Origin of the sequence: Agromyces fucosus, from assembly GCF_004134865.1 — a bacterium.
Lineage (GTDB): Bacteria > Actinomycetota > Actinomycetes > Actinomycetales > Microbacteriaceae > Agromyces > Agromyces fucosus.
This window is the reverse complement of sequence record NZ_SDPO01000001.1, coordinates 19,423-39,573: the sequence shown is the minus strand read 5'-3', so window position 1 is coordinate 39,573 and position 20,151 is coordinate 19,423. Positions and strand designations below refer to the sequence as shown.

Annotated in this window: 19 protein-coding genes and 1 tRNA gene; 8 read left to right on the top strand and 12 right to left on the bottom strand. The window is 67.7% G+C overall.

Annotated features, from left to right (window positions below):
* Positions 1 to 23 precede the first annotated feature (23 nt).
* Together ESP57_RS00205 and ESP57_RS00200 are read left to right on the top strand one after the other, a co-directional pair.
* Positions 24 to 599: a TetR/AcrR family transcriptional regulator gene (locus ESP57_RS00205; protein ID WP_129230082.1), complete on the top strand. Its 576-nt coding sequence runs from the start codon at positions 24 to 26 to the stop codon at positions 597 to 599.
* 87 nt (positions 600 to 686) lie between these two features.
* A complete protein-coding gene (locus ESP57_RS00200; protein ID WP_129230080.1) occupies positions 687 to 2,015 on the top strand; it encodes a flavin monoamine oxidase family protein in 1,329 nt (442 codons plus the stop codon).
* 4 nt (positions 2,016 to 2,019) lie between these two features.
* Here ESP57_RS00200 and ESP57_RS00195 read toward each other — a convergent pair whose 3' ends face one another.
* Positions 2,020 to 2,610 (bottom strand): M15 family metallopeptidase, encoded by a 591-nt coding sequence (locus ESP57_RS00195; protein WP_243648355.1) that lies wholly within the window; start codon positions 2,608 to 2,610, stop codon positions 2,020 to 2,022.
* A 142-nt stretch (positions 2,611 to 2,752) separates the two neighbouring features.
* Between ESP57_RS00195 and ESP57_RS00190 the strand changes: the two genes are divergently transcribed.
* The 3 genes from ESP57_RS00190 to ESP57_RS00180 are packed head-to-tail and all read left to right on the top strand — an operon-like array spanning position 2,753 to position 5,210.
* Positions 2,753 to 3,442, top strand: coding sequence for a response regulator transcription factor (locus tag ESP57_RS00190; RefSeq protein ID WP_129230831.1), 690 nt, complete (start codon positions 2,753 to 2,755; stop codon positions 3,440 to 3,442).
* 14 nt (positions 3,443 to 3,456) lie between these two features.
* A complete protein-coding gene (locus ESP57_RS00185; protein WP_279387787.1) occupies positions 3,457 to 4,533 on the top strand; it encodes a sensor histidine kinase in 1,077 nt (358 codons plus the stop codon).
* Positions 4,530 to 5,210, top strand: a complete 681-nt coding sequence (locus tag ESP57_RS00180; RefSeq protein WP_129230075.1) for a VanZ family protein — start codon at positions 4,530 to 4,532, stop codon at positions 5,208 to 5,210. The genes ESP57_RS00185 and ESP57_RS00180 overlap by 4 nt, the downstream gene beginning before the upstream one ends.
* Here the strand turns inward: ESP57_RS00180 and ESP57_RS00175 are convergent.
* From ESP57_RS00175 to ESP57_RS00155, 5 genes are all read right to left on the bottom strand, one after another.
* Positions 5,207 to 5,767 (bottom strand): dihydrofolate reductase family protein, encoded by a 561-nt coding sequence (locus ESP57_RS00175; RefSeq protein ID WP_129230073.1) that lies wholly within the window; start codon positions 5,765 to 5,767, stop codon positions 5,207 to 5,209. The two genes, ESP57_RS00180 and ESP57_RS00175, sit on opposite strands and share 4 nt — an antisense overlap.
* 68 nt (positions 5,768 to 5,835) lie before the next feature.
* Positions 5,836 to 6,687, bottom strand: coding sequence for a DUF6999 family protein (locus ESP57_RS00170; protein WP_115958311.1), 852 nt, complete (start codon positions 6,685 to 6,687; stop codon positions 5,836 to 5,838).
* 1 nt (position 6,688) lies between these two features.
* Positions 6,689 to 7,390, bottom strand: a complete 702-nt coding sequence (locus tag ESP57_RS00165) for an iron-containing redox enzyme family protein (RefSeq protein ID WP_056008050.1) — start codon at positions 7,388 to 7,390, stop codon at positions 6,689 to 6,691.
* Positions 7,387 to 8,529, bottom strand: a complete 1,143-nt coding sequence (locus ESP57_RS00160; protein ID WP_158556685.1) for a 3-oxoacyl-[acyl-carrier-protein] synthase III C-terminal domain-containing protein — start codon at positions 8,527 to 8,529, stop codon at positions 7,387 to 7,389. Before ESP57_RS00160 ends, ESP57_RS00165 begins: the two co-directional genes overlap by 4 nt.
* Positions 8,530 to 8,597: 68 nt before the next feature.
* Complete coding sequence (locus tag ESP57_RS00155) at positions 8,598 to 10,001, bottom strand: APC family permease (protein WP_129230071.1); 1,404 nt, start codon at positions 9,999 to 10,001, stop codon at positions 8,598 to 8,600.
* Positions 10,002 to 10,171: 170 nt separating this feature from the next.
* Between ESP57_RS00155 and ESP57_RS00150 the strand changes: the two genes are divergently transcribed.
* A complete protein-coding gene (locus ESP57_RS00150; protein WP_243648354.1) occupies positions 10,172 to 11,617 on the top strand; it encodes a DUF1254 domain-containing protein in 1,446 nt (481 codons plus the stop codon).
* A 71-nt stretch (positions 11,618 to 11,688) separates the two neighbouring features.
* Here the strand turns inward: ESP57_RS00150 and ESP57_RS18655 are convergent, their stop codons facing one another.
* Positions 11,689 to 13,779: a winged helix-turn-helix domain-containing protein gene (locus tag ESP57_RS18655; protein WP_243648353.1), complete on the bottom strand. Its 2,091-nt coding sequence runs from the start codon at positions 13,777 to 13,779 to the stop codon at positions 11,689 to 11,691.
* A gap of 327 nt (positions 13,780 to 14,106) precedes the next feature.
* Here ESP57_RS18655 and ESP57_RS00140 point away from each other — a divergent pair, with 327 nt between their 5' ends.
* Positions 14,107 to 14,754 (top strand): GNAT family N-acetyltransferase, encoded by a 648-nt coding sequence (locus tag ESP57_RS00140; RefSeq protein WP_243648352.1) that lies wholly within the window; start codon positions 14,107 to 14,109, stop codon positions 14,752 to 14,754.
* 35 nt (positions 14,755 to 14,789) lie between these two features.
* Here ESP57_RS00140 and ESP57_RS00135 read toward each other — a convergent pair whose 3' ends face one another.
* From ESP57_RS00135 to ESP57_RS00125, 3 genes are all read right to left on the bottom strand, one after another.
* Positions 14,790 to 15,380, bottom strand: a complete 591-nt coding sequence (locus tag ESP57_RS00135; protein ID WP_129230069.1) for a thymidine kinase — start codon at positions 15,378 to 15,380, stop codon at positions 14,790 to 14,792.
* 138 nt (positions 15,381 to 15,518) lie between these two features.
* Positions 15,519 to 17,357, bottom strand: a complete 1,839-nt coding sequence (locus tag ESP57_RS00130; protein ID WP_129230067.1) for a glycoside hydrolase family 3 protein — start codon at positions 17,355 to 17,357, stop codon at positions 15,519 to 15,521.
* Positions 17,358 to 17,494: 137 nt separating this feature from the next.
* Positions 17,495 to 17,884, bottom strand: a complete 390-nt coding sequence (locus tag ESP57_RS00125; RefSeq protein WP_129230065.1) for a DUF1801 domain-containing protein — start codon at positions 17,882 to 17,884, stop codon at positions 17,495 to 17,497.
* Positions 17,885 to 18,442: 558 nt separating this feature from the next.
* Here ESP57_RS00125 and ESP57_RS00120 point away from each other — a divergent pair.
* On the top strand, positions 18,443 to 18,832 hold the full coding sequence (locus ESP57_RS00120; RefSeq protein ID WP_129230063.1) for a hypothetical protein: 390 nt from the start codon (positions 18,443 to 18,445) through the stop codon (positions 18,830 to 18,832).
* 90 nt (positions 18,833 to 18,922) lie between these two features.
* On the opposite strand, the gene ESP57_RS00115 is transcribed toward ESP57_RS00120, so the two are convergent.
* Positions 18,923 to 19,660 (bottom strand): group I intron-associated PD-(D/E)XK endonuclease, encoded by a 738-nt coding sequence (locus ESP57_RS00115; protein WP_129230061.1) that lies wholly within the window; start codon positions 19,658 to 19,660, stop codon positions 18,923 to 18,925.
* Positions 19,661 to 19,955: 295 nt separating this feature from the next.
* Positions 19,956 to 20,029 (bottom strand) — tRNA-Pro (locus ESP57_RS00110).
* Positions 20,030 to 20,151 lie beyond the last annotated feature (122 nt).

Below are 20,151 nucleotides of genomic sequence, written 5' to 3'. Positions count from 1 at the left end.
TTCCGCAAAAAGGAAGCCACCACATGGGTCGCCATCAGACGTTCGACACCGCCGAGGTCGTTCGCGCCGCTCGAAAGGTGTTCTGGGAGCACGGCTACGAAGACGCCTCGATCCCCGACCTCGAGGCGGCGACCGGGCTCAAGCGGTCGAGCATCTACCATGCGTTCGACAGCAAGCGCGGCCTCTTCGATGCCGCCGTGAACAGCTACCTCGACGAGGTCGTCCGCCCGCGGATCCGCCCCCTCATCACCGAGCCCGTCTCCCCCGACGCCATCGTCGAGTACCTCGCCGGGCTTCGAGCTGCACTCCGACAGGCCGGTTCGTTCCACGCCGAGAACGGCTGCCTGCTCATCAACGCCGCCGGCGCCCCGATCGCTCACGACGCGGCCGTCCGCGAGTCGGTCGCCGCCTATCGCGCCGAACTGCACGCGGCCATCCGCAGCGGCATCGCGGCCAGGTTCCCCGAACGACCGGCAGGCGAGGTCGATCGCCTCGCCGAGACCTGCACCGCCCTCGTCGTCGCGACCTTCGCGCTCACCCGTGTCGACGCCGACGCGGCGGTCGGCAGCCTCGACGCGGCGGTCCGCCTCCTCGGCTGACCGCCGGCCGCCGTGCCGTCTCGGGCGGCCTCGTCCACCGATAGCCTCGAAGGCGACGATGCATCCGCTCGTCGAGGAGGGATGACGATGGAGCACGTCGACACGATCGTGATCGGTGCGGGGGTGGCGGGCCTGACCGCGGCCCGGCTGCTGGCAAGGGCCGGCCGACGCGTCGTCGTGCTCGAGGCTCGCGATCGCGTGGGCGGCAGGGTCTGGACGGATCGGAGCGACGGCCTCATCACCGACCTCGGCGCCTCCTGGATCCACGGCGTCACCGGCAGCCCGGTCGCCGCGGCGACCGAGGCGTTCGGCATGCGATCGGTGGAGTTCACGGTCGGCGGGTACCAGCCCGACGGTCGTCCGATGGCGTACTACGGCCCCGATGGCGAACGACTCCCGGATGCCGCGGCGCAGCGATTCGCCGGCGACATCCGCTTGGTCGACGCCGCACTGCTCGAGGTCGTCGCCGCATCCGAACCGGATGCCTCGTACCGCGACGTGACCGAATCGGCGCTCGCCCGCCAGGACTGGGACGACGATCGAACGCAACGCGTGCGGGAGTTCCTGGAGCACCGGGCCGAGGAGCAGTACGGGGCATGGATCGAGGATCTCGCTGCGCACGGACTCGACGACGACTCGATCGACGGCGACGAGGTGGTCTTCCCCGATGGGTACGGCCGATTGCCCGAGCACCTCGCGGCCGGACTCGACGTCCGTCTCGGACACGTCGTCTCGCACGTGCGGTGGTCGACCGACGGAGTCGCCGTCACGAGCGATCAGGGCGAGTTCACCGCGGCGAGCGCGGTGCTGACGGTGCCGGTGGGCGTGCTGCAGGCTGATGACTTCGTGATCGAGCCATCGCTGCCGGAGCCGGTCGCGGGCGCGCTCGGCCGGCTCGCGATGAACGCATTCGAGAAGGTCTTCATGCGGTTCCCGACGAGGTTCTGGGACGAAGGGGCCTATGCGATCCGGCAGCAGGGGCCCGAGAGTCGATCGTGGCACTCCTGGTACGACCTCACCGAGCTCCACGGCACTCCCACGCTCCTCACCTTCGCTGCCGGCCCGACTGCCAAGGAGACGCGCGAGTGGAGCGAGGAGCGGATCGTCGATTCCGTGCTCGCGCAGCTTCGCAGGCTCTACGGCGAGCGCGTGGAAGATCCGAGTCACGTGCACGTGACGGCGTGGCAGGATGACCCGTTCGCCCGTGGTTCCTACGCGTACATGACCCTCGGCTCGACGACCGCGGACCACGACGATCTCGCGACCCCGGTCGGCGGGGTGCTCCACCTCGCCGGTGAGGCGACGTGGACGGACGACCCCGCCACCGTTCCCGCCGCCTTGTTCTCCGGGCACCGGGCGGCTTCGAACGTCCTGGGGCGTGAGATCGCGATCGACGAGGTGTGGGCTGCCCGCTGATCGGTCACTGCTGCATCCTCGGATCCTCGGTGGGGTCGAAGTACTTCGCCGGGCACCCCTGATCGATCGCCTCCGGGTGCAGCTCGAAATGCCACGGCTCGTTGTCGTAGATGGGGCAGAGGCCGTACCCGGCACCGTGTTCGGACAGCCAGTCGGTGGCATCGTAGGAGCCGACGTCGACGGCACTGCCGGCGACGTGCGCAGAGGTCTCCGCCGTGGCGACCCATCGAGCGGCCTCCTCTTCCGACCCGTACTCGTCCACGGCGTCGCGGAGCAACTGCTGCTGGTAGTCCGGTGAGCGCCAGCCGCTGTTGACGACGAACTCGACGCCGTCCTCGCGCGCATCCGACGCCGCGTCGCGCAGCGCCCGGAGCAGGTCGGGGTCGAGGTTGACGATTCCGGGATGCTGCTCGTCGAAGGCGGACGCCCCGACGGGCATCGCTCCATCGGCTTCGGTGACGACGCCGTCGGCAGCGGTCATCGCCGAGGCGTCCTGCGCCTGCGTGCCGGCCGATCCGACGGATGGCGCGGCGAGCGATCGGGCGAGGGATCCGACCATCATCGTGATCGCGACGACGATCGCGACGAGGACCACCGCAGCCCAGAGGATCCTGCGATTCCGAATTCGGATTGGTGCATCGTGACTCATGATGCCCAGTCAACGCAGCCAGGTGTTGCCCGCCCGTATCCGGTTTCGGATACGCCCGCGATATGCGCGGGCTTCTAGCATTGCCAGCATGCGTGTGCTGGTGGTTGAGGACGAACCCTTCATGGCTGAGGCCATTCGCGATGGGTTGCGCCTCGAGGCGATCGCCGCCGACATCGCGGGCGACGGGCACACGGCGCTGGAACTGCTCGGCATCAACTCCTATGACATCGCCGTGCTCGACCGCGACATCCCCGGCCCGTCTGGCGACGAGATCGCCGAGCGCATCGTCGCCTCCGGCAGCGGCATCCCCATCCTGATGCTCACGGCGGCCGATCGGCTGGACGACAAGGCGTCCGGGTTCGGTCTCGGTGCCGACGACTACCTGACGAAGCCGTTCGAACTGCAGGAGCTCGTGCTGAGGCTGCGGGCGCTCGACCGCCGTCGCGCGCACAATCGCCCGCCAGTGCGCGAGATCGCGGGGCTTCGTCTGGACCCCTTCCGCCGGGAGGTCTACCGCGACGGCCGGTACGTCGCGCTGACCCGCAAGCAGTTCGCCGTGCTCGAGGTGCTCGTCGGCGCGGAGGGCGGCGTGATCAGCGCCGAGGAGCTGCTCGAGCGGGCGTGGGACGAGAACGCGGACCCCTTCACGAACGCCGTGCGCATCACCGTCTCGGCACTGCGGAAGCGGCTCGGCGAGCCCTGGATCATCGCCACGGTGCCCGGTGTCGGCTATCGCATCGATCCCGGGACAGCCGATGCGGAAGGTCGGACGACGTGACCCGTGCTCCCGGAATGAGCGTTCGGCTGAAGCTCACGCTCAGTTACGCAGCCTTCCTGATGGTGGCGAGCGTGCTGCTATTGGCCGCGGTCTGGCTCTACCTCCTGCGGTACGTGCCCGCGCGTGCGAGCCAGACGATCGGCGGATTCGTGCCCGGGCGGGACGATCTCATCCGCGCGTTCGGCCCGGTGGTGACCGTGGTCCTGTTGTTCCTGCTGGTCGTCGGCCTGGTCGGTGGGTGGTTCCTCGCCGGCCGCATGCTCGTGCCGCTCGATCGCATCACGGAGGCCACGCGCAGGGCGGCAGAGGGGTCGCTGTCGTATCGCATCCGATTGGAGGGCCGGAACGACGAGTTCCGCGAACTCGCCGACAGCTTCGACGCCATGCTCGCCCGGCTCGAAGCGCACGTGGCCGAGCAGCAGCGGTTCGCCGCGAACGCCTCGCACGAGCTGCGAACCCCGCTCGCGATCACGCAGACCATGCTCGAGGTCGCGCGCAACGACCCGGGCCACACCGACGACGCACTCGTCGAACGACTCACGGCCGTCAACGCGCGCGCCATCGACCTCACCGAGGCGCTGCTCCTGCTGAGCCGCGCCGACCAGCGGTCGTTCACGCGAGAGGTCGTGGACCTCTCGCTCCTCGCGGAGGAGGCCGCGGAGACGCTCCTGCCGATGGCGGAGCGGCGCGGCGTCACCATCGAGACATCCGGCGACATCGCTCTCACCCTCGGTTCGCGGGCGCTCCTGCTGCAGCTGACCACGAACCTGCTGCACAACGCGATCGTGCACAACCTGGCCGAGCGCGGCACCGCACGGGTCGTGACGAGTCTCGAGAGCGGCTCCGTCGCGCTCGTGGTCGAGAACACCGGGGAGCAGGTCCCGGCTCAGTTGCTCTCCACGCTCACCGAGCCGTTCCAGCGGGGCGCGGAGCGCATTCGCGGCGATCACGGCGGGGTGGGCCTCGGCCTCGCGATCGTCAAGAGCATCGTGAACGCGCATGACGGCACCCTCACCGTCATCGGCCGCCCCGAGGGCGGCATGCTCGTCACGGTGCAGCTGCCCGCCGTGCCGTCGGGCGATGCCCGATGAGCGTCGAAGACCTGCCGCGTTCATCGACGGCGCATGGCAGCGGGGCCGACGGCGAGCCGACTCGCGGCGCACGGCGGTTCGTGCTGCCCGCCTTCTTCGCGCTGTATCTCGCGCTGCTCGCCTGGATCGTGATGTGGAAGCTCGAGGTGCCCTACCTCGGCATGGGTGAGCTGCGTCAGGTCAAGCTCGTGCCGTTCGTCTCAGATGACTGCAACGGTGCCAGCGCGCCATCCGAAGTGGTCGCGAACGTCGTGTTCTTCGTCCCGTTCGGACTCTACCTCGGGCTGCTCGCGCCGGCGTGGCCGTGGTGGAAGGCCACGGTCGCGATCGCCGGGGCGAGTCTCACCCTCGAGGTCGCCCAATACGCGCTGGCGGTCGGCAGCACCGACATCACCGACCTCGTCACGAACACGGCAGGCGGCCTGATCGGGCTCGCCCTGCTCGCCATGGTGCGCCGCCGGCTCGGCGAGCGAACCACCGCGGTCATGACCCGAGTCCTCTCGGGCCTGACGGTGCTCATCCTCATCGCGACGGCAGCGTTCGTCGCGTCGCCGATGAGCTTCGCGCCGCAACGGGACGTCTGGGTCTCCGGGCCTGGCATGCCGGTAACGAGCCCTGGCACGGGCGGCGACGTGCGCGATCGGATGGATCCTGAGGCGCGCGACCGGCAGTGCTAGCGCACTACCCGGTGCCGGAGGAAGACGACTCCCGAGTCGAAAGTGCGACTCTCGAGGAGCTCGAGGTCGACCTGGCGTTCGTGCTGGGCGAAGAGCGGAATGCCGCCGCCGACGAGCACCGGATACACCCTGACCCGGTACTCGTCGATCAGGTCGTGCGCAGCCACCTCAGCGGCGAGCGTCGCCCCGCCGATCGCGATCTCACTGTCGCCGGGCTCGGCCCGGAGCCGCTCGATCTCCTCGGCGACGCTGCCGGTCGCCAGGCGGGCGTTGCCCTGCACCTCGGAGAGCGTGGTGGAGAACACCACCTTCGGCATCGGGTTCCAGAGGGTGGTCCACTCGCGCTCGGCATCATCGAGCGTGCGCGGATCGACGGTCTCCCAGTAGAGCATCGTCTCGTAGAGCTTGCGTCCCAGCAGGTGCACCCCGACCTGCTGGATCTCGTCGAGCGCGAGCTGGAACACCTCTGGATCGGGGACACTCCAGTCGAATCCGCCGTCGGGCCCCACGATATAGCCGTCCAGCGAGGCGCTCATCGAATAGGTGACTCTGCGCATCGGATGCCCTCCTCAGTCACTGCTTCGACGATACGACGCCTGCCGTCGTGATGTCACCCTCGGTCGCGTCAGTCGAACGCGGCCGGAGTCTGGCGTGGATACTCTCCCCCGGCCAGCTTCACGAGGCGCGCATGCGCGTACTCGCACACGAGCGCATGCCGATAGACCATCCGCGGCACGTCGACGTTCGAGTCCATCCAGAGGCTCATGCCCGCCAGCTTCCAATGGCGGAACGTGTCATCGTCGGTGACGAGGGCGAGGATCTCGAGGAACGAGTCGTCGAACCGGATGGAGTGCACGGCGCGTCGGTACTCCTCGACCGTGAGCGCCATCGAGAACGGGATGTTCATGAAGCAGAGGGCGGTCTGGATGTCGAGGCGGACGAACCGACGGCGCCCTCGTTCGGCATCGAGCGGCGGGATGTCGAGCTGGGCGAAGTCGAGCTTCTCGGGCCGCGTCAGCTGCACCGCGTCGAGCGCGATGAGCACGTCGTAGACGTTGACGTCGTGCTCGACGACGGCCTGGTCGCCGAGCCCCGAGAGCGCCTCGGGCCGCAACGTGACCGGTTCCATGTCGACTGGGGTGTTGCGGATGATGAAGTTGACGAGATTCGTCTCGACGACGAAGTGCCGGATGAGCAGCTCGACGGCGTCGGGCGACACGAACCGCCGGAGGAACCAGACGCACAGCACGTCCATCGTGTGGAGCGGCATCCACCGGAATGGCAGCACGCGCTTCACGATCGAGATGATCGCGACGAGAATGCGTGAGACCACCCGTGCGATCGGGTAGAGCCAGCGCCGCGAGAGACGTCGCTGGTCGTCGATGATCAGTCGCACGAGCGCACGGTCGAGGGGCACGGATGGATCGGCGTACACCGCCTCCCACATGCTCGGGTCCGAACGGACGAACTCCGCCATGTCAGCGATCCAGCTCTTCGAGTTGCAGCGCGTAGAGGCGGGCGACGACCTGTGCGCAGCGCACGATCTCGTCGGCCGCAGCGTCGTCGATCATCCCGGAGGTGAGGATCGCCTCGAGGTCGCCCGTGTGCTCACTGTCGGCTTCCTGGTGGTACTGCATGAAATGCACCTGGCTGTCGGCGAGGCCCAGCACCTCCTGGAACCTGCCGGCCCAACCCGCCGCCCGCTTCGCGCCGAGACCCTCGATGATGAACATGGCGCCGAGCAGCCCCACCGGGTTCGGCTGGTCCGCATAGTGGAACATGTAGCCCGAGAGCGCCTCGGAGCCGAGGTTCTTGCGGCCGGCGCGCAGCTCGGCGAGCGACCCGCCGATCGCGACGTAGTCGCGTTCGAGCATCAGGTAGTCGCGGTGCTCCTCTTCGGCGTGCTTGATCGCCGCGGCCCGCAGCTCGAAATGATCGATGTCGAAGTTGGAGGCGGCACGGGAGATCCACGGCGAGCCGTCGACCACCTGCTGGCGGAGGTTGAAGAGCAGGCGGCGATAGTCGTCGATCGTGACCGTGCCGTCGCCGAGTCGGCGGAGCACGGGCACGCGCTCGAGGTACTCTTCGAGCTCGACCCAGACCTCGCCGAGCCGCTCGAAGAGCGTGGAGACATCCGCAGATCGCAGGTCGTCGGCAGCGGTCGTCGTGTCGATGGTCATTTCGATGCTCCTTGCTGATCGGGTGGGGCGACCACGGTGAGGTGGGCGAAGGCGAACGAGAATCGGCCCGACTCGGGCACCGCCAACAGGATCGTCTCGCCGGGACGGAAGCGCCCCGTGCTCCAGGCCTCCTCGAGGGCGATGAAGATGCTCGCCGCCCCGGTATTGCCCCGGGTCTCGAGGTTCGAGTACCACTTGTCGGTGTCGAGCGACGGGATGCGCCGTCGGAGCCCGTCGAAGGCGGCATCGCGGAACGCATTCGTGCTGTAGTGGCAGACGACGTGATCGAGATGATGGACGTCGACGAGGCCGATGTCGACGAGCTCCTCGAACTGCCGGATGCCGGCTTCGGCGAGGTCGTCGAGCACGGTGACATCCTGCCGCAGCACGAACATGCCGCTTGCTTCGGCCTGGGCGACGCCGACATCCTGCCAGGTGCCGCCCACGACTGGCTCGGTGCCGTCCATGCCGGCTCGCATGCATACGTCGTGCTCGTGCGCGAGCGAGACCTGGCGCACCCAGTCGACGCGGAGGGACGGCCTGCTCGGGTGCGGCTGGAACTCGACGACGACCGCGCCGGCGCCGTCGGACAGCATCCACCGCAGGAAGTGGGAGTCCATGCCGGCCCGGATGTGGTCGAAGCGGCGCTGCCGAAGGCTCCGGCTCGCCAGTTCCGAACCGACGACGGCGACGAGCGGGTGGTCTCCGAGCCTGACCTTGCTCACGGCCGCGTCGAGCGCCGCGAGACCCGACGCGCAGACGCCCGAAGCCGACAGCAGCTGCATCGGCCCGCCGCCGAGCCGCCCGTGCACCATCGACGCGAAGCCTGGCACCAGCACGTCGCCCATCGTCGTCGCGCACGCCAGCATCCGCACCTCGGATGCGTCGATCCCGCGGTCGTCGAAGGCAGCGCGAAGCGCCTTGACGGCGAGCTCCTCGTTGAGCTCGGTCGGTTCGCCGTGCTCATCGAGCGCGTAGTGCCGCTGCCGGATGCCGTTGGCGTCGAGGATGCGACGCCGGATGCGCTCGGTGACGGCATCGTCGCCGCCGAGCCGCGCCGCGATGCCGTCGTTGTCGACGGGATCTCCGGGGAGGTACCGGCCGAAACCCGTGAGGTACGCCGTCGCAGTCGAGCCCATGGAGACGACCATAGGGCACCCCCGTCGATTGCGGTCCGGAAGCTGTGGAGAGGGCTCCAGCGGAGAGGTCAGACGCGACGGCGGCGAGCGGCTGTGTACACGCGCTCGGCGATCCACAGCACGACCCCGATGCCGAGGAGCGCCAGCGCGATGCCGTATTGGCCGGCCGGACGACCGGAGGTCCACGGGAATACGAGGTACAGGCACGTGATCGCACCGATCACCGGCAGCACGTTGGGCGTGCGGAAGTGCTTGTGCTCGACCGGCTGGCGCCGGAGCACGAGCACGGTCACGTTGACGATCGCGAACACGGTCAGCAGCAGGAGCGACGTCGTGCCGCCGAGCAGGGCGACGATCGAGCCCTCGGCGTCGAGGGAGACGTAGACGATGAGGCCCGCGGCGAGCGCGCTCGTGAACAGGATCGCCGCCCAGGGCGTCTGCCGCCGCGGCGCGACCTTGCCGAGGAACGGCGGCAGCACCTGCTGCCGGCTCATGCCGTAGAGGAGGCGGCTCGCCATCATCATGTTGATGAGCGCGGTGTTGGCGACCGCGAACATCGAGATGAACGGCAGCAGGTCGTTGATCGGGAATCCGGGGGCTGCAGCCTCGACCGCGGTCACGAGCGGCGTCTCGCTGCCGACGAGTTGGCCGATCGGCACCAGTGCGACCACCGTGATCGACACCAGCACGTAGATGACCGCCGCGATGCCGAGCCCGCTGAGCATCATCTTCGGGAAGATCCGGCTGGGGTCCTTCGTCTCCTCCGCCATGTTGACCGAGTCCTCGAAGCCGACCATTGCGAAGAATGCGAGGGATGTCGCGGTGCTGACCGCGAGCAGCACGCCCTTGTCTTCAGGCGTCTCGAACGCCACCACCTGCGACCAGTCGGCGTTGCCGCCGGCGATCGCCCACATGCCGATGAGGATCACGAGGAGCAGTCCCGAGAGCTCCACGAGCGTCAGGAAGACGTTCAGCCAGACGCTCTCGCTCACGCCGCGGAGGTTCACCAGCATGATGAGCACGATGAACGCGAGCGCGATGAGCATCGTCGTCACCGTGGCATCCGGAATTCCGAAGGCGACCAGCAGGTTCGCGGCGAACGCGCGCGATGCCGTCGACGCCGACGTGATGCCGGAGGTCATCACGATGAAGCACACGATGAAGGTGAAGAAGTGGATGCCGAACGCCTTGTGCGTGTACAGCGCTGCACCGGCCGCCTGCGGGTACTTCGTCACGAGCTCGAGGTAGGAGAACGCGGTCACGGTCGCCACCGCGAACGCGAGGAGGAAGGGCAGCCACGCCGCTCCGCCAACCTCCGCGGCCACCTGCCCCGTGAGTGCGTAGATGCCCGTGCCGAGGATGTCCCCGACGATGAACAGGAGCAGCAGACCGGGGCCGAGTACCCGCTTGAGCTGAGGCTGCTCCGGCTCGACGGCCTGCACGACTTTGGTCCACGACGGGTCGTCGTTCATCTCGCACCCCTTCCCCCGAGGCCAGCCGACCACATCTCGTTCGCCGGCTCAAGTGCGCGCTCGCGTGTCGCGCCTCGTGAGCGGGACCGAGACTCATGCGATCCGCATGACGGGGTCTTCGCCATCCACTGGCACAATCACCCGGGTAACGACCGACGAGGGGGCTCAGCGTGACGATCGAACACACCATCGGGGCACGACCGACGAATCAGCAACTGGCAGAGGAAGTGGCGCACATCTCGACACCCGACCGGATGTCGACGCCGTTCGGCGAGTTCGAGTTCTTCGACGGCGTGCCGAAGCCGGAATCGGTTCAGTCGATCTTCGACGGCCTCGATCTCGTACGCGGGATCACCGCGTTCCTGGACACGGTTCCTGGCGCATCGCTGGTGGCCATGCGGCGAGGCCTCCGAACCGCGGGAGTCGACTCGCCCGACAAGATCGGGTTCACCGATCCGAGGTGCACCTCCACCCCCATCTTCCTCACGCCGAACACCGAGACGACGTACGGCATCACGTTCCTCGACCTGAAGACGTGGGGGCCGACGGTCGTCGAGGTGCCGCCGCAGTCCCTCTGCGTCGTCGATGACTTCTGGTTCCGCTACGTCGCCGACATGGGGATCGCGGGCCCCGACCGGGGCGCTGGAGGCAAGTTCCTCTTCCTGCCGCCGGGCTACGACGGCGAACGGCCCGACGGCTACTACACCTACGACTGCCCGACGTTCACGAACTTCGTCGTGATCCGCGCGCTCGGTGGGGTTCCCGCCATCAAGGAGTCACGGATCTACCGGCTCGACGATGCCGCCGCCGCGCCGGAGAACACGTTCGTGAACGTCGGCGATCAGGCGTTCAACACCGTCCACTCGAACGACTTCTCGTTCTTCGAGGAGATCGCCGAGCTCGTCGCCGAGGAGCCCATCGGCGCACTGGATCCGGAGCGAGCCGGCACTCTCGCCTCGCTGGGAATCGCGCACGGAACGCCGTTCGAACCCGACGAGCATCGGCGCGGCATCCTCGACGACGCGGCGCGGATCGGCGCGGCCATGGCGCGGGCCACGCTCTATGCGGCACGGGATCCCCAGTCGTTCCGTTGGGAGGGATCCTCGTGGAAGAACGGGTTCGTGGGAGGCAGCTACGAGTTCCTGAACGACGGCGCTCGCAACCTCGACGCGCGCACGCTCTTCCACTACGCGGCGACGGTGATCACCCCGGCTATGGCGCATGCGCAGGTCGGAGCAGGGTCCGCCTACATGTACACGGCGGAGGACTCCGAGGGCGCGCTGCTCGACGGAGGCGCCACGTACTCGCTGACGATTCCCGCGAACCCGCCGGCGAAGAACTTCTGGTCGATCGACATCTACGACACCCAGACCCGATCGCTCCTGCAGTCGGCCGAATACCCGGCGGTGTCGAGCTTGTCAGGAGACCTGCAGCTCGAGGCCGACGGGTCGTGCGTGCTGTGGTTCGCCCCGACGGCGCCCGAGGGCAAGGAGTCCAACTGGATTCCCACGCTTCCGGGCAAGTCGTGGTGGCCGCTGCTGCGCCTCTACGGCCCGCTCGAACCGTGGTTCGACCTCTCGTGGCAGCTGCCCGAGTTCGTGCGTGCACCGCGATGACAGCGGCAGCGCGGCATCCCTGACCGCGTTGTGACCACGAGAGACGGGTCGACCCTGCAGGTTGGCCGCCCTCACTCCCCGAGGAGCCCGACGGCGATCGCCCGTTCGACGGCTGCGCTGCGTGTGGTCGCGTTGAGCTTTCGATAGATGGAGCCGACCTCGGAGCTGACCGTGTTCCGCGAGATGAACAGTCGGGTTCCGATCTCGCCGATCGTCAGGTGCGTCTGGAGGTAGGGCAGCAACCGCAGTTCTGCCGGCGTGAGGGGGATCGCGCCGGTCCAGCCCGACATGCGATCGATCCGAAGCTGCAGGACCTCGATCTCCTCGACGAGGAGTCCGAGGTGCGGGCGCCTGCGGATCAGCTCATGCATCTCGCGGACCAGGTGCCGCGCAGTGACGTGATCGCCGAGTTCGATGTTCGCCGTGGCGAGTTGCAGCCGCACCTTCAACGAGACGAAGGGAAGCACGAACGTGCACTGCACCCGCGCGCGCATGCCGCGCGCCAGGTATCGTTCGGCGCGGTCGCCGTCGCCGGCATGGATCGCGATGCGTGCCGCAACCGCGAGGGCGAGCGCAGACGTCGAGTAGCCCTCCATATGGTTGGCGTCGATGGCGTCCAACGCGACGCGTGCGTGCTCTTCAGCCGCGCGCCAGTGGCCGGCTTCGATCGCGAGAATCGCCGACTCGGCTTCGGCCAGGAGCAGCGCACCCGTATTGCCCGACGAGGGCGCGAGAGCGGATGTCTCGGCGAACGCGCCGCGGGCGGAGTCCACGTCGCCCACGAGCAGGCAGATCGACCCGTAGAGCTGCAGTGCCAGCGCCCGCCATGGCCCCCACGTCGGCTCGTTCGCGACCGCGAACGCGGCATCCGCCAACGCCGCTTCGGGACCGTCGGCGCACATCGCCGCGCGGAGCATCGCGCGTGAGGAGTCCAACGCCAGTCGTTGCTCGACCGATGCTTCAGTCCATTCGATCCGCTCGAGCGTCTGCATCCAGCGTTCGGCCTCGGCGGTCGCCCCCAGCAGGGCGCATTTCCAGGCCGCCATCACGACGAGCGGAGGATACGTCGCCACAGCGGCATCGCCGATCTCGGAGATCCAACGTTCGACGACGGCCACCTGACCCGACTGGTACGTCGGCAGCGCGAGTTTCGCGACCAGCTGGGCGGAGCGGTCGCGATCCCCTGCGGTCAGCAGATGCTCGATGGCGTGGGCAGGCAGCCCGTTGGCTTCGAACCAAGCGGCTGCTCGCAGGTTCAGCTCGACGAACGCCGCCGCCTCGACCACCTGCAGTTCGGCGAGGAGGAAGTCCCGGAACAGCGAGTGATATCGGTACCAGCCGCGCCTGCGATCGAGTGGGATGAGGAAGAGGTTGAGGGACTCGATCTCTCGCAGGCGCGCGGCGGAGTCCCCCGTTTCGAGCACGGCATCGCAGACGGCGCCTGACAGCTGCTCGAGCACCGCCGTCCGGCGGAGGAATCGCTGCGTCACGTCCGGCAGTCGCCCCAGGCACTCGCGGTAGAGGTAGTCGGCGACGAACCGGTCGTCTCCCGTCACCGCGAGGGCCTGACCGCCAGAACGCTCGACCAGTGCGCAGAGGAACACGCCCGTCGGCCATCCCTCGCACCGCTCCACGATCTCGGCGAGTTGATCATCTTCGACGTCGATGCGAGCACGGTCGAAGATCATGCGCGCCCCCTCGACCCCGATCCGGAGATCCGCGATTCCGATGTCGACCGCCTCGCCGCTCGCGCGCAGGCGGGCGAGGTGCGGTTGCGCGTGCCGGCTCGCGAGCACGATCTGCGAGCCCGCGGGAACACCCGTGAGCACGATCTCCAACGCATCCTGACAGCTCAAGGAGTCCGCGAGGTGGAGATCGTCGACGAACAGCACGAACGGGACCGGCGTGCTCGTGAGCGCGGCTGCGAGCAGCGGTGCCGACCGTCCGAGCGTCGAGGCCCCGACCCCCCGCATCTCCAACGCGACCTCCGAGACCGGCGCGGAGATCGTCGCGCACGCGGAGGCCAGGAGCGACAGCAGGGCCGCCGGATCGTCGTCGAGCCGGTCGATCGAGGCCCACGCGACCGGGCGATCCTCGATCTCCGCCCATTCCGCGAGCAATGTGGACTTGCCGTATCCGGCCGGTGCCGTGATTCCGATCACGCGTGAGCTGCTCGCCCGTGCTCGCTCGATGAGCTCTCGACGGCTGACTCCACCGCCGGTCGGCGCCGGAACGCGGACCTTTCCCCCGAGCAGGAGCTGCTGCAGATCGAGACGCGACCCCACCGACTCCGGATTCCCCTCGATCACCGTCGAAGCATATGGGGCACGAGCATGGCCGCTCACGTCGACCCACCGGTGTTCCAGAGACGGACACCGCGGCGAAGGCCGCCATCAACCTGCCGGACCGACAGGGGCTGAACCTGCGCCCCCTTGGCCCACCGTCCGCGGCACGGACGTCGGCCGCGAGTGCCATCTAGACTCGGCGAGGTGAGCGAGCGTCCCGTCTTCCGCCTCCCGTTCCAGTTCGAGGAATCTCTCACCGAACGCCTCCGCCTCCGCACCATGCGTGAGGCGGACCTCGGTGACATCCTCGCCTACCAGTCCCGGGCCGACGTCTGCGAGTACCTCCTCTACGAGCCGCGCGATCGCGAGACGCTTGCCGCCAGGATCGCGAAATGGTCGGAGCAGTCGACCCTGGCATCCGATGGCGACTTCCTCGAACTCGCGGTCGAGCACCGGAGTGAGGCGCGCGTGATCGGCGACCTCTACTTCATGCTCGAGCGCGCCGAACACGGCTGCGCGGCGATCGGCTGGGCCTTCCACCCCGGGTACTCCGGTCAGGGATACGCCACCGAGGCTGCGATGGAGGTGCTCCGGCTCGGATTCGACTCGATCGGCCTGCATCGCATCGTCGCCGAGGTGGATCCTCGGAATGCGGCATCCGTCGCGCTCTGCCGGCGACTCGGAATGCGCAAGGAGGCGCACCTGATCGAGAACATCTGGTTCAAGGGCCGTTGGGCCGACACGGACGTCTACGCACTGCGCGAGACCGAGTGGCGCGACCGGCCCGATGCGACGCCACCGCCTTCCCCTCGATCACCGTCGAATCACGTGGGGCACGAAGGTCACGGCTGACGCTGACGCTGACGCGTTCACACCGGAGTGGCGATTCACGCCGAGCGACGGCCTCGTTCGCCGAAGTGCTGCCGACAGCGTGCCTGGTACGACTCGATCCCGCCCACGTGCTCGGCGGTCGCGAGGCGAGCGTCCGCGACGTCGTCGGCGAGCACGCGCTGATGGAACGCGGCATCCTGCCCGCAGACAGCGCACACGGCTGTGAGCTTCGTGACATCCTCGGCGAGCGCCATGAGCGATGGAAGCGGCTCGAAGGGGCGGCCGTCGAAGGTCACGCAGAGACCGGCGACGACGACCGACATTCCAGTGAGCACCAGCCTGCTCACCGCCGGGACGAGCTCCGTCCCGAAGAACTGGGCCTCGTCGATCGCGAGCAGGTCCAGCTCGCGATCACCGACCAGCTCCACCAGCGAGCCGACGTCGGGCACCGATCGGGACGCGATGCTGAGCCCCGAATGCGAGGCCACCCGGCCCCCGGCGTGCCGATCGTCGAGCGCGTGGTTGACGACCTCGACGGCGAGTCCGGCGAGTTGCGCGCGACGCACGCGCCGCAGCAGCTCCTCGGACTTGCCGGCGAACATCGGCCCGCAGACCACCTGGAGCCGGCCGTTCGGGATGCTGCGCATGGAGAGAGCTTACGAGGCCGTCATCAGGCGGAGAAGACCGGATGCCCCGACGCCGTCGCTCTCCGACCGGCGGCGTCGGCCCGTCCCGGAGTGAGTGGATGCCACGCGGCATCCACTCACCCCTCGCGCGTCAGCGCGTCAGTCGAACCCGAGCCCGTGGCCGAACGGGTACAGCACGCCGGTGCGGTCGGCCGTCGGGATCGTGACCGGCAACCTGCCGACCGGTTCGTTCTCGCCGAAGAGCACACGCGTGAGCGACTCGAGCGACGCCGCCGTGTAGCCGTAGGTCGCGAGTGCCGTCGGCACGTTCGTCATGACCGAGATGTCGTACGGGTTGCGCATCGCCGACACGACAACGGGCGTGCCACTCGCCAGCAGCGCCTGCACGAAGGCCTGCTGGGCTGCGGCCGACGCGGTCGGCAGCCCGGTCGTGGCCGAGACGTTCGACGCGTTGTTCGTCGAGACCACGACGAGGTCGTGGTCCGCAGCCGCCGCGGCGACCTCGGCGATCACGGCCGCACTCGGCGTGAGCCCCGTTTCGCGCACCGTGATGCTCTGCCCACGGGCGGCGATCGCGCCTCCGAGCGTCGACGTCGTCCCGACGCCCCAGCCGGTGACGAGCACCTCGCGCGGCTCGCTCGAGAGCGGCAGCACGCCGGCGTCGTTCTTGAGGAGCGTGGTCGTGTCGTCGGTGATCGTCTGCGCGTCGGCGACATGAGCGGGTGCGCCGACGATCGATGCCGCGGCCGCGGCATCGACGAACGGGTCCGCGAAGAGGCCGCGCTGCATCTTGAGCCGCAGGATGCGGTACACCGACTCGTCGAGCCGCTTCTCGGAGATCTCACCGCTCAGCACCGCGTCGAGCACGGCGTCGTAGGCGACATCCATCTGGGGTGCGAGCACCAGCATGTCGGCGCCCGCCTTGAACGCCTCGACGGGGGCGACGTTCGGCGGATACGTGCTCGTAGCACCCTGCATGTCGAGCGCATCGGTGACGATGAGGCCGTCGTAGCCGAGCTCTTCGCGCAAGAGGCCCGTGAGGATCGGCTCCGACATCGTGGCGGGGGCGCCGCTCGGGTCGATCGAACGCAACACGACGTGAGCGGTCATGATCGTGTCGACGCCTTCGGCGATCGCGGCCCGGAACGGAGGCAGGTCGATGGCCTCGAGCTGCTCGCGCGTGTGCGTCACCTCGGGGAGCCCGAAGTGGCTGTCGGTCGCCGTGTCGCCGTGTCCGGGGAAGTGCTTCGCGACGGCCGCGATGCCGCCGTCGTGGAAGCCGTCAACCTCTGCGGCGACGAGTTCGGCGACGAGCTGTGGGTCTTCGCCGATCGAGCGGATGCCGATGACCGGGTTGGCCGGGTTGACGTTGACGTCGGCGACCGGCGCGTAGTCCTGGTTGATGCCGACCGCGGCGAGCTCGGTGCCGATCACCTCGGCCGAGCGGTGCGCGTGCTCCGCCGAACGGCTCGCGCCGAGCGGCATCTGCCCGGGCATCTGCGTCGCCGGAGCGCCGAAGCGCGCGACCAGCGCGCCGCCCTCCTGGTCGGTCGAGATGAGCAGTGGGATGCCGGCCGACTGGTTTGTCGCCGCCGTCTGCAGCCCGTTCGAGAGCGTCGCAACCTGGGTCGGAGTGCCGAAGTTGTCGGGCCCGCGGGTCGTGAAGTAGATAACGCCGCCGGGCTTGTACTTGTCGATGACCTGGGCCGGAGTATCGACGCCGTACAGCCGCCGGTTGTTCGCGGCGGCGGTGTCGCTCACGGTTGTGGCGTCGCGCCCGTACACCTCGACGACGAAGAGCTGGCCCACCTTCTCTTCGACGCTCATGTGCTGGAGCATGCTCACGATGCGCCCGCGGTACGGAGCATCGTCCGAGTGCCCCGGACCTGCAACCGCGGCCGGAGTCACCGCGAATCCCAGCATCCCCATGACGGCGGCGGCCGTGACCAACGACCTCCTGCCGATTCCGTGTGCCATGTCGACCTCCTTGTCGCACACCGGCCATTGTGACCGTCTCCGCGGATGCTATCGAGTGTCTCCGCCCGTGTCACCCCTCCGGGGGGCACCTGGCTGGTACCACACGGCCGGCCGGTTCGGCTCGTCCGTCACCCCTGTCACCTGGCTGCGACGTTGAGTTCCACAGCCTCAGCCACGAGCGCCTTGACCGCCGCTTCGTCCACGCGGTCTCCATCGAAGTAGTCGATGGCTCGAACGCCCTTGCTGTCCAGCCGTGTGTTGAAGAGATCGCTGCTTTCCATGCGGGCACCCTTCGCGAACGTCAGCCTCACGGCGCTCTTGAGCACATCTACGAAGCAGACGTCTCCGTCATGCGTCCAGAACGGAACTCCCTCGGGCTTGGAGGGCTTCTTGTACTTGACCACCTCGACGGCAGCCGGGTCGGCGGCTGTGATCGCAGCTCGGAGCGCGACGAGCACGTCCTGCTTCCAGCCGCTCTGTTGCGCGATGATGTCGTCGATCTGCTCGGAATCGGACTTGTCACTCATGCGCGAATACTCGCGAAGAGAACTGACGAAGTCAACAGCCGAAGTCGGTCGCAAACGCGGGTGGCAGGATCCCTCACCGACGGACCGCGTCGGCCTTATGTGGAGATCGGCGTACTGCGTCAGCGTGCCCATAGGATCGCTGCGTGGACCCGAACACTGCGAGATCGACGCTAGGGATGAGACGCCTGCCTCGACGAAACAGGGCACGCCTCGATCTGCAAAATGCGTGGGGTCGCTGGGCGGCTAGGACGGTGGAAGCGCGAGCTCGACGCTGAGAGGTCGAAGGACGCCCTGCCGCGGCGAGATGTTTGGTCGTTGAACCATGTTCCCAGGCGGCGTTTCAGCACGCGTCGTCTGCTGTGTTCGAGGCACCTTCACCGGCCATTATCGCGGGCAGGCAATACGGGAACCGGAGAGTTGCCGGATGCGGCCCCTCAAAGCCCGCCTTGAGGACGAGTCGAGCGTTTCGGTCGGCGACGGCTTGAGGGGCGCCGGGCGTGAAGGCACCTACTAGGTTGTGGAGGATGACAGATCTCCACACTGGGGTGGGCGGGCAAGGTGCCTGAGGACATCCACGGCGGATGGGCCACCCGCGAACTTGAGCTGCTGTACGACAACGTCCTCTCAGAACTGGACAATCAGAACTGGGCCAGCAACTTGGGTCTGACGAGCGCGGCGCTGGAGCAGCTCGCGTGGGCAGTCACCGCTTCGATCGATTATGCGTTCGACGTCCGCTGGTGCCCCGACTGGGTGAGGCCGGCGCGCCTCACGTCTGGCACGATGACGACGGCTGGCACGCTCGCTGCAACGTCTGCCTGGCTGAGAACCCGGCATCGACGGATGAAGACGCGGTGCGAGGGTGGTTCACCCGCCATGCACATGAAAAGCATCCCGAGAACTCTTAGGGATTCCGGTGAGCGACTGCCAATCGGGCGGTCGCCGTTGTGAAGCCGAAGGCCGACACCGCCGAGGCTCGATATCTATCTGTCGCTGCGCTCGCAGTGGACACTGCACTGAGGCAGGACACCGACGGATCGGCTAAGTCACCAGCGCGGCGACTTGCACCTGACGGTACTGCTGATAGGCGCCAAGGTGGATCGCGTGCAGCCCGCCAACTGAGGCTACCGGGATCAGATAGAAAGCAAGGCTCCCATCGATGACGAAAAAGTCATCGATCTCGTCGGGATCGTATCCCCTTCTCTCGCGACCTGAGGTGGAGAGATAGACCTTCCAGCTACCGCCCGCGCGCACCGTCGTCGTCTTCACTTGGACGCGGCGAATACCCGCCTCGGTGCAGACAAGCAGATCATAACGACTGGGTTCAAGCGGCCACGAGACATCCTGCCCGCACAGGGCAAACCAAGAGGCCGCGAGAAGTGAACCAGCGCGGCTGAGATGACCGAGGTCCGGTGTGAAGCCCATACTTGGCAGATCCTGCTGCTGCCTTGTTAGATGGGCGACGTCGAGTCCGAGTCGTAATGCGTGCCCTTTCAGCGTCGTGATCACTGAGGCATCCTGAAGATTCAGAAGCGCGCCCACTTCCGACCACGTCGTGGCGTTCGCGACTGCCGCTCGCAGGTCCTCCTCCGCCCAGCGGCGTTGACCCGAGAAATGACCATAGTCGGCACCGAGACGGTCGGCCTGCAAACGAACAGATCTCATCGCCCCGGAAGATGTGGCAACAAGACCCAGCTCACGCAGCAACCCTCGCCATGAATTTGAGACGGCGACCGCCTTGACGAGCTGTTCGTCGGTGTACGCCCGCTCACGCTTCATGATCTGAACGTACGACCGCCCACTGACGTTCGAACGCCCGCTACCCAGAGATACGCATGGTCCTGTCCGGGCACTTGGATGCACGCGAAGGTTTACGGACCCATCGACGTAGATACCGTCGGCAATGCCACATCTGGGACCAAGCTATTGCCGGCTACTGCCTGGCCCGCCTCGCCCGGTGCACCTGGGTCACCTGAATCGGCGACGCTGAGTCCTGCTCCACGTTCACAAAACGTCCCAAATACAGGAACGACGAAGCCCTGATGAGATGCATCATCTCATCAGGGCTTTTCTGTCGGGCTGACAGGATTTGAACCTGCGACCCCCTGACCCCCAGTCAGGTGCGCTACCAAGCTGCGCCACAGCCCGATGCCACCGGATTTCTCCGAAGACAACTTGACCATCATAGCGGCATCCGAAGGGGTGCTCGTGACACACGGGCGACCACGAGGCATCCGCTCGGTGCGAATTCAGCCGGCGAACCCACGCAC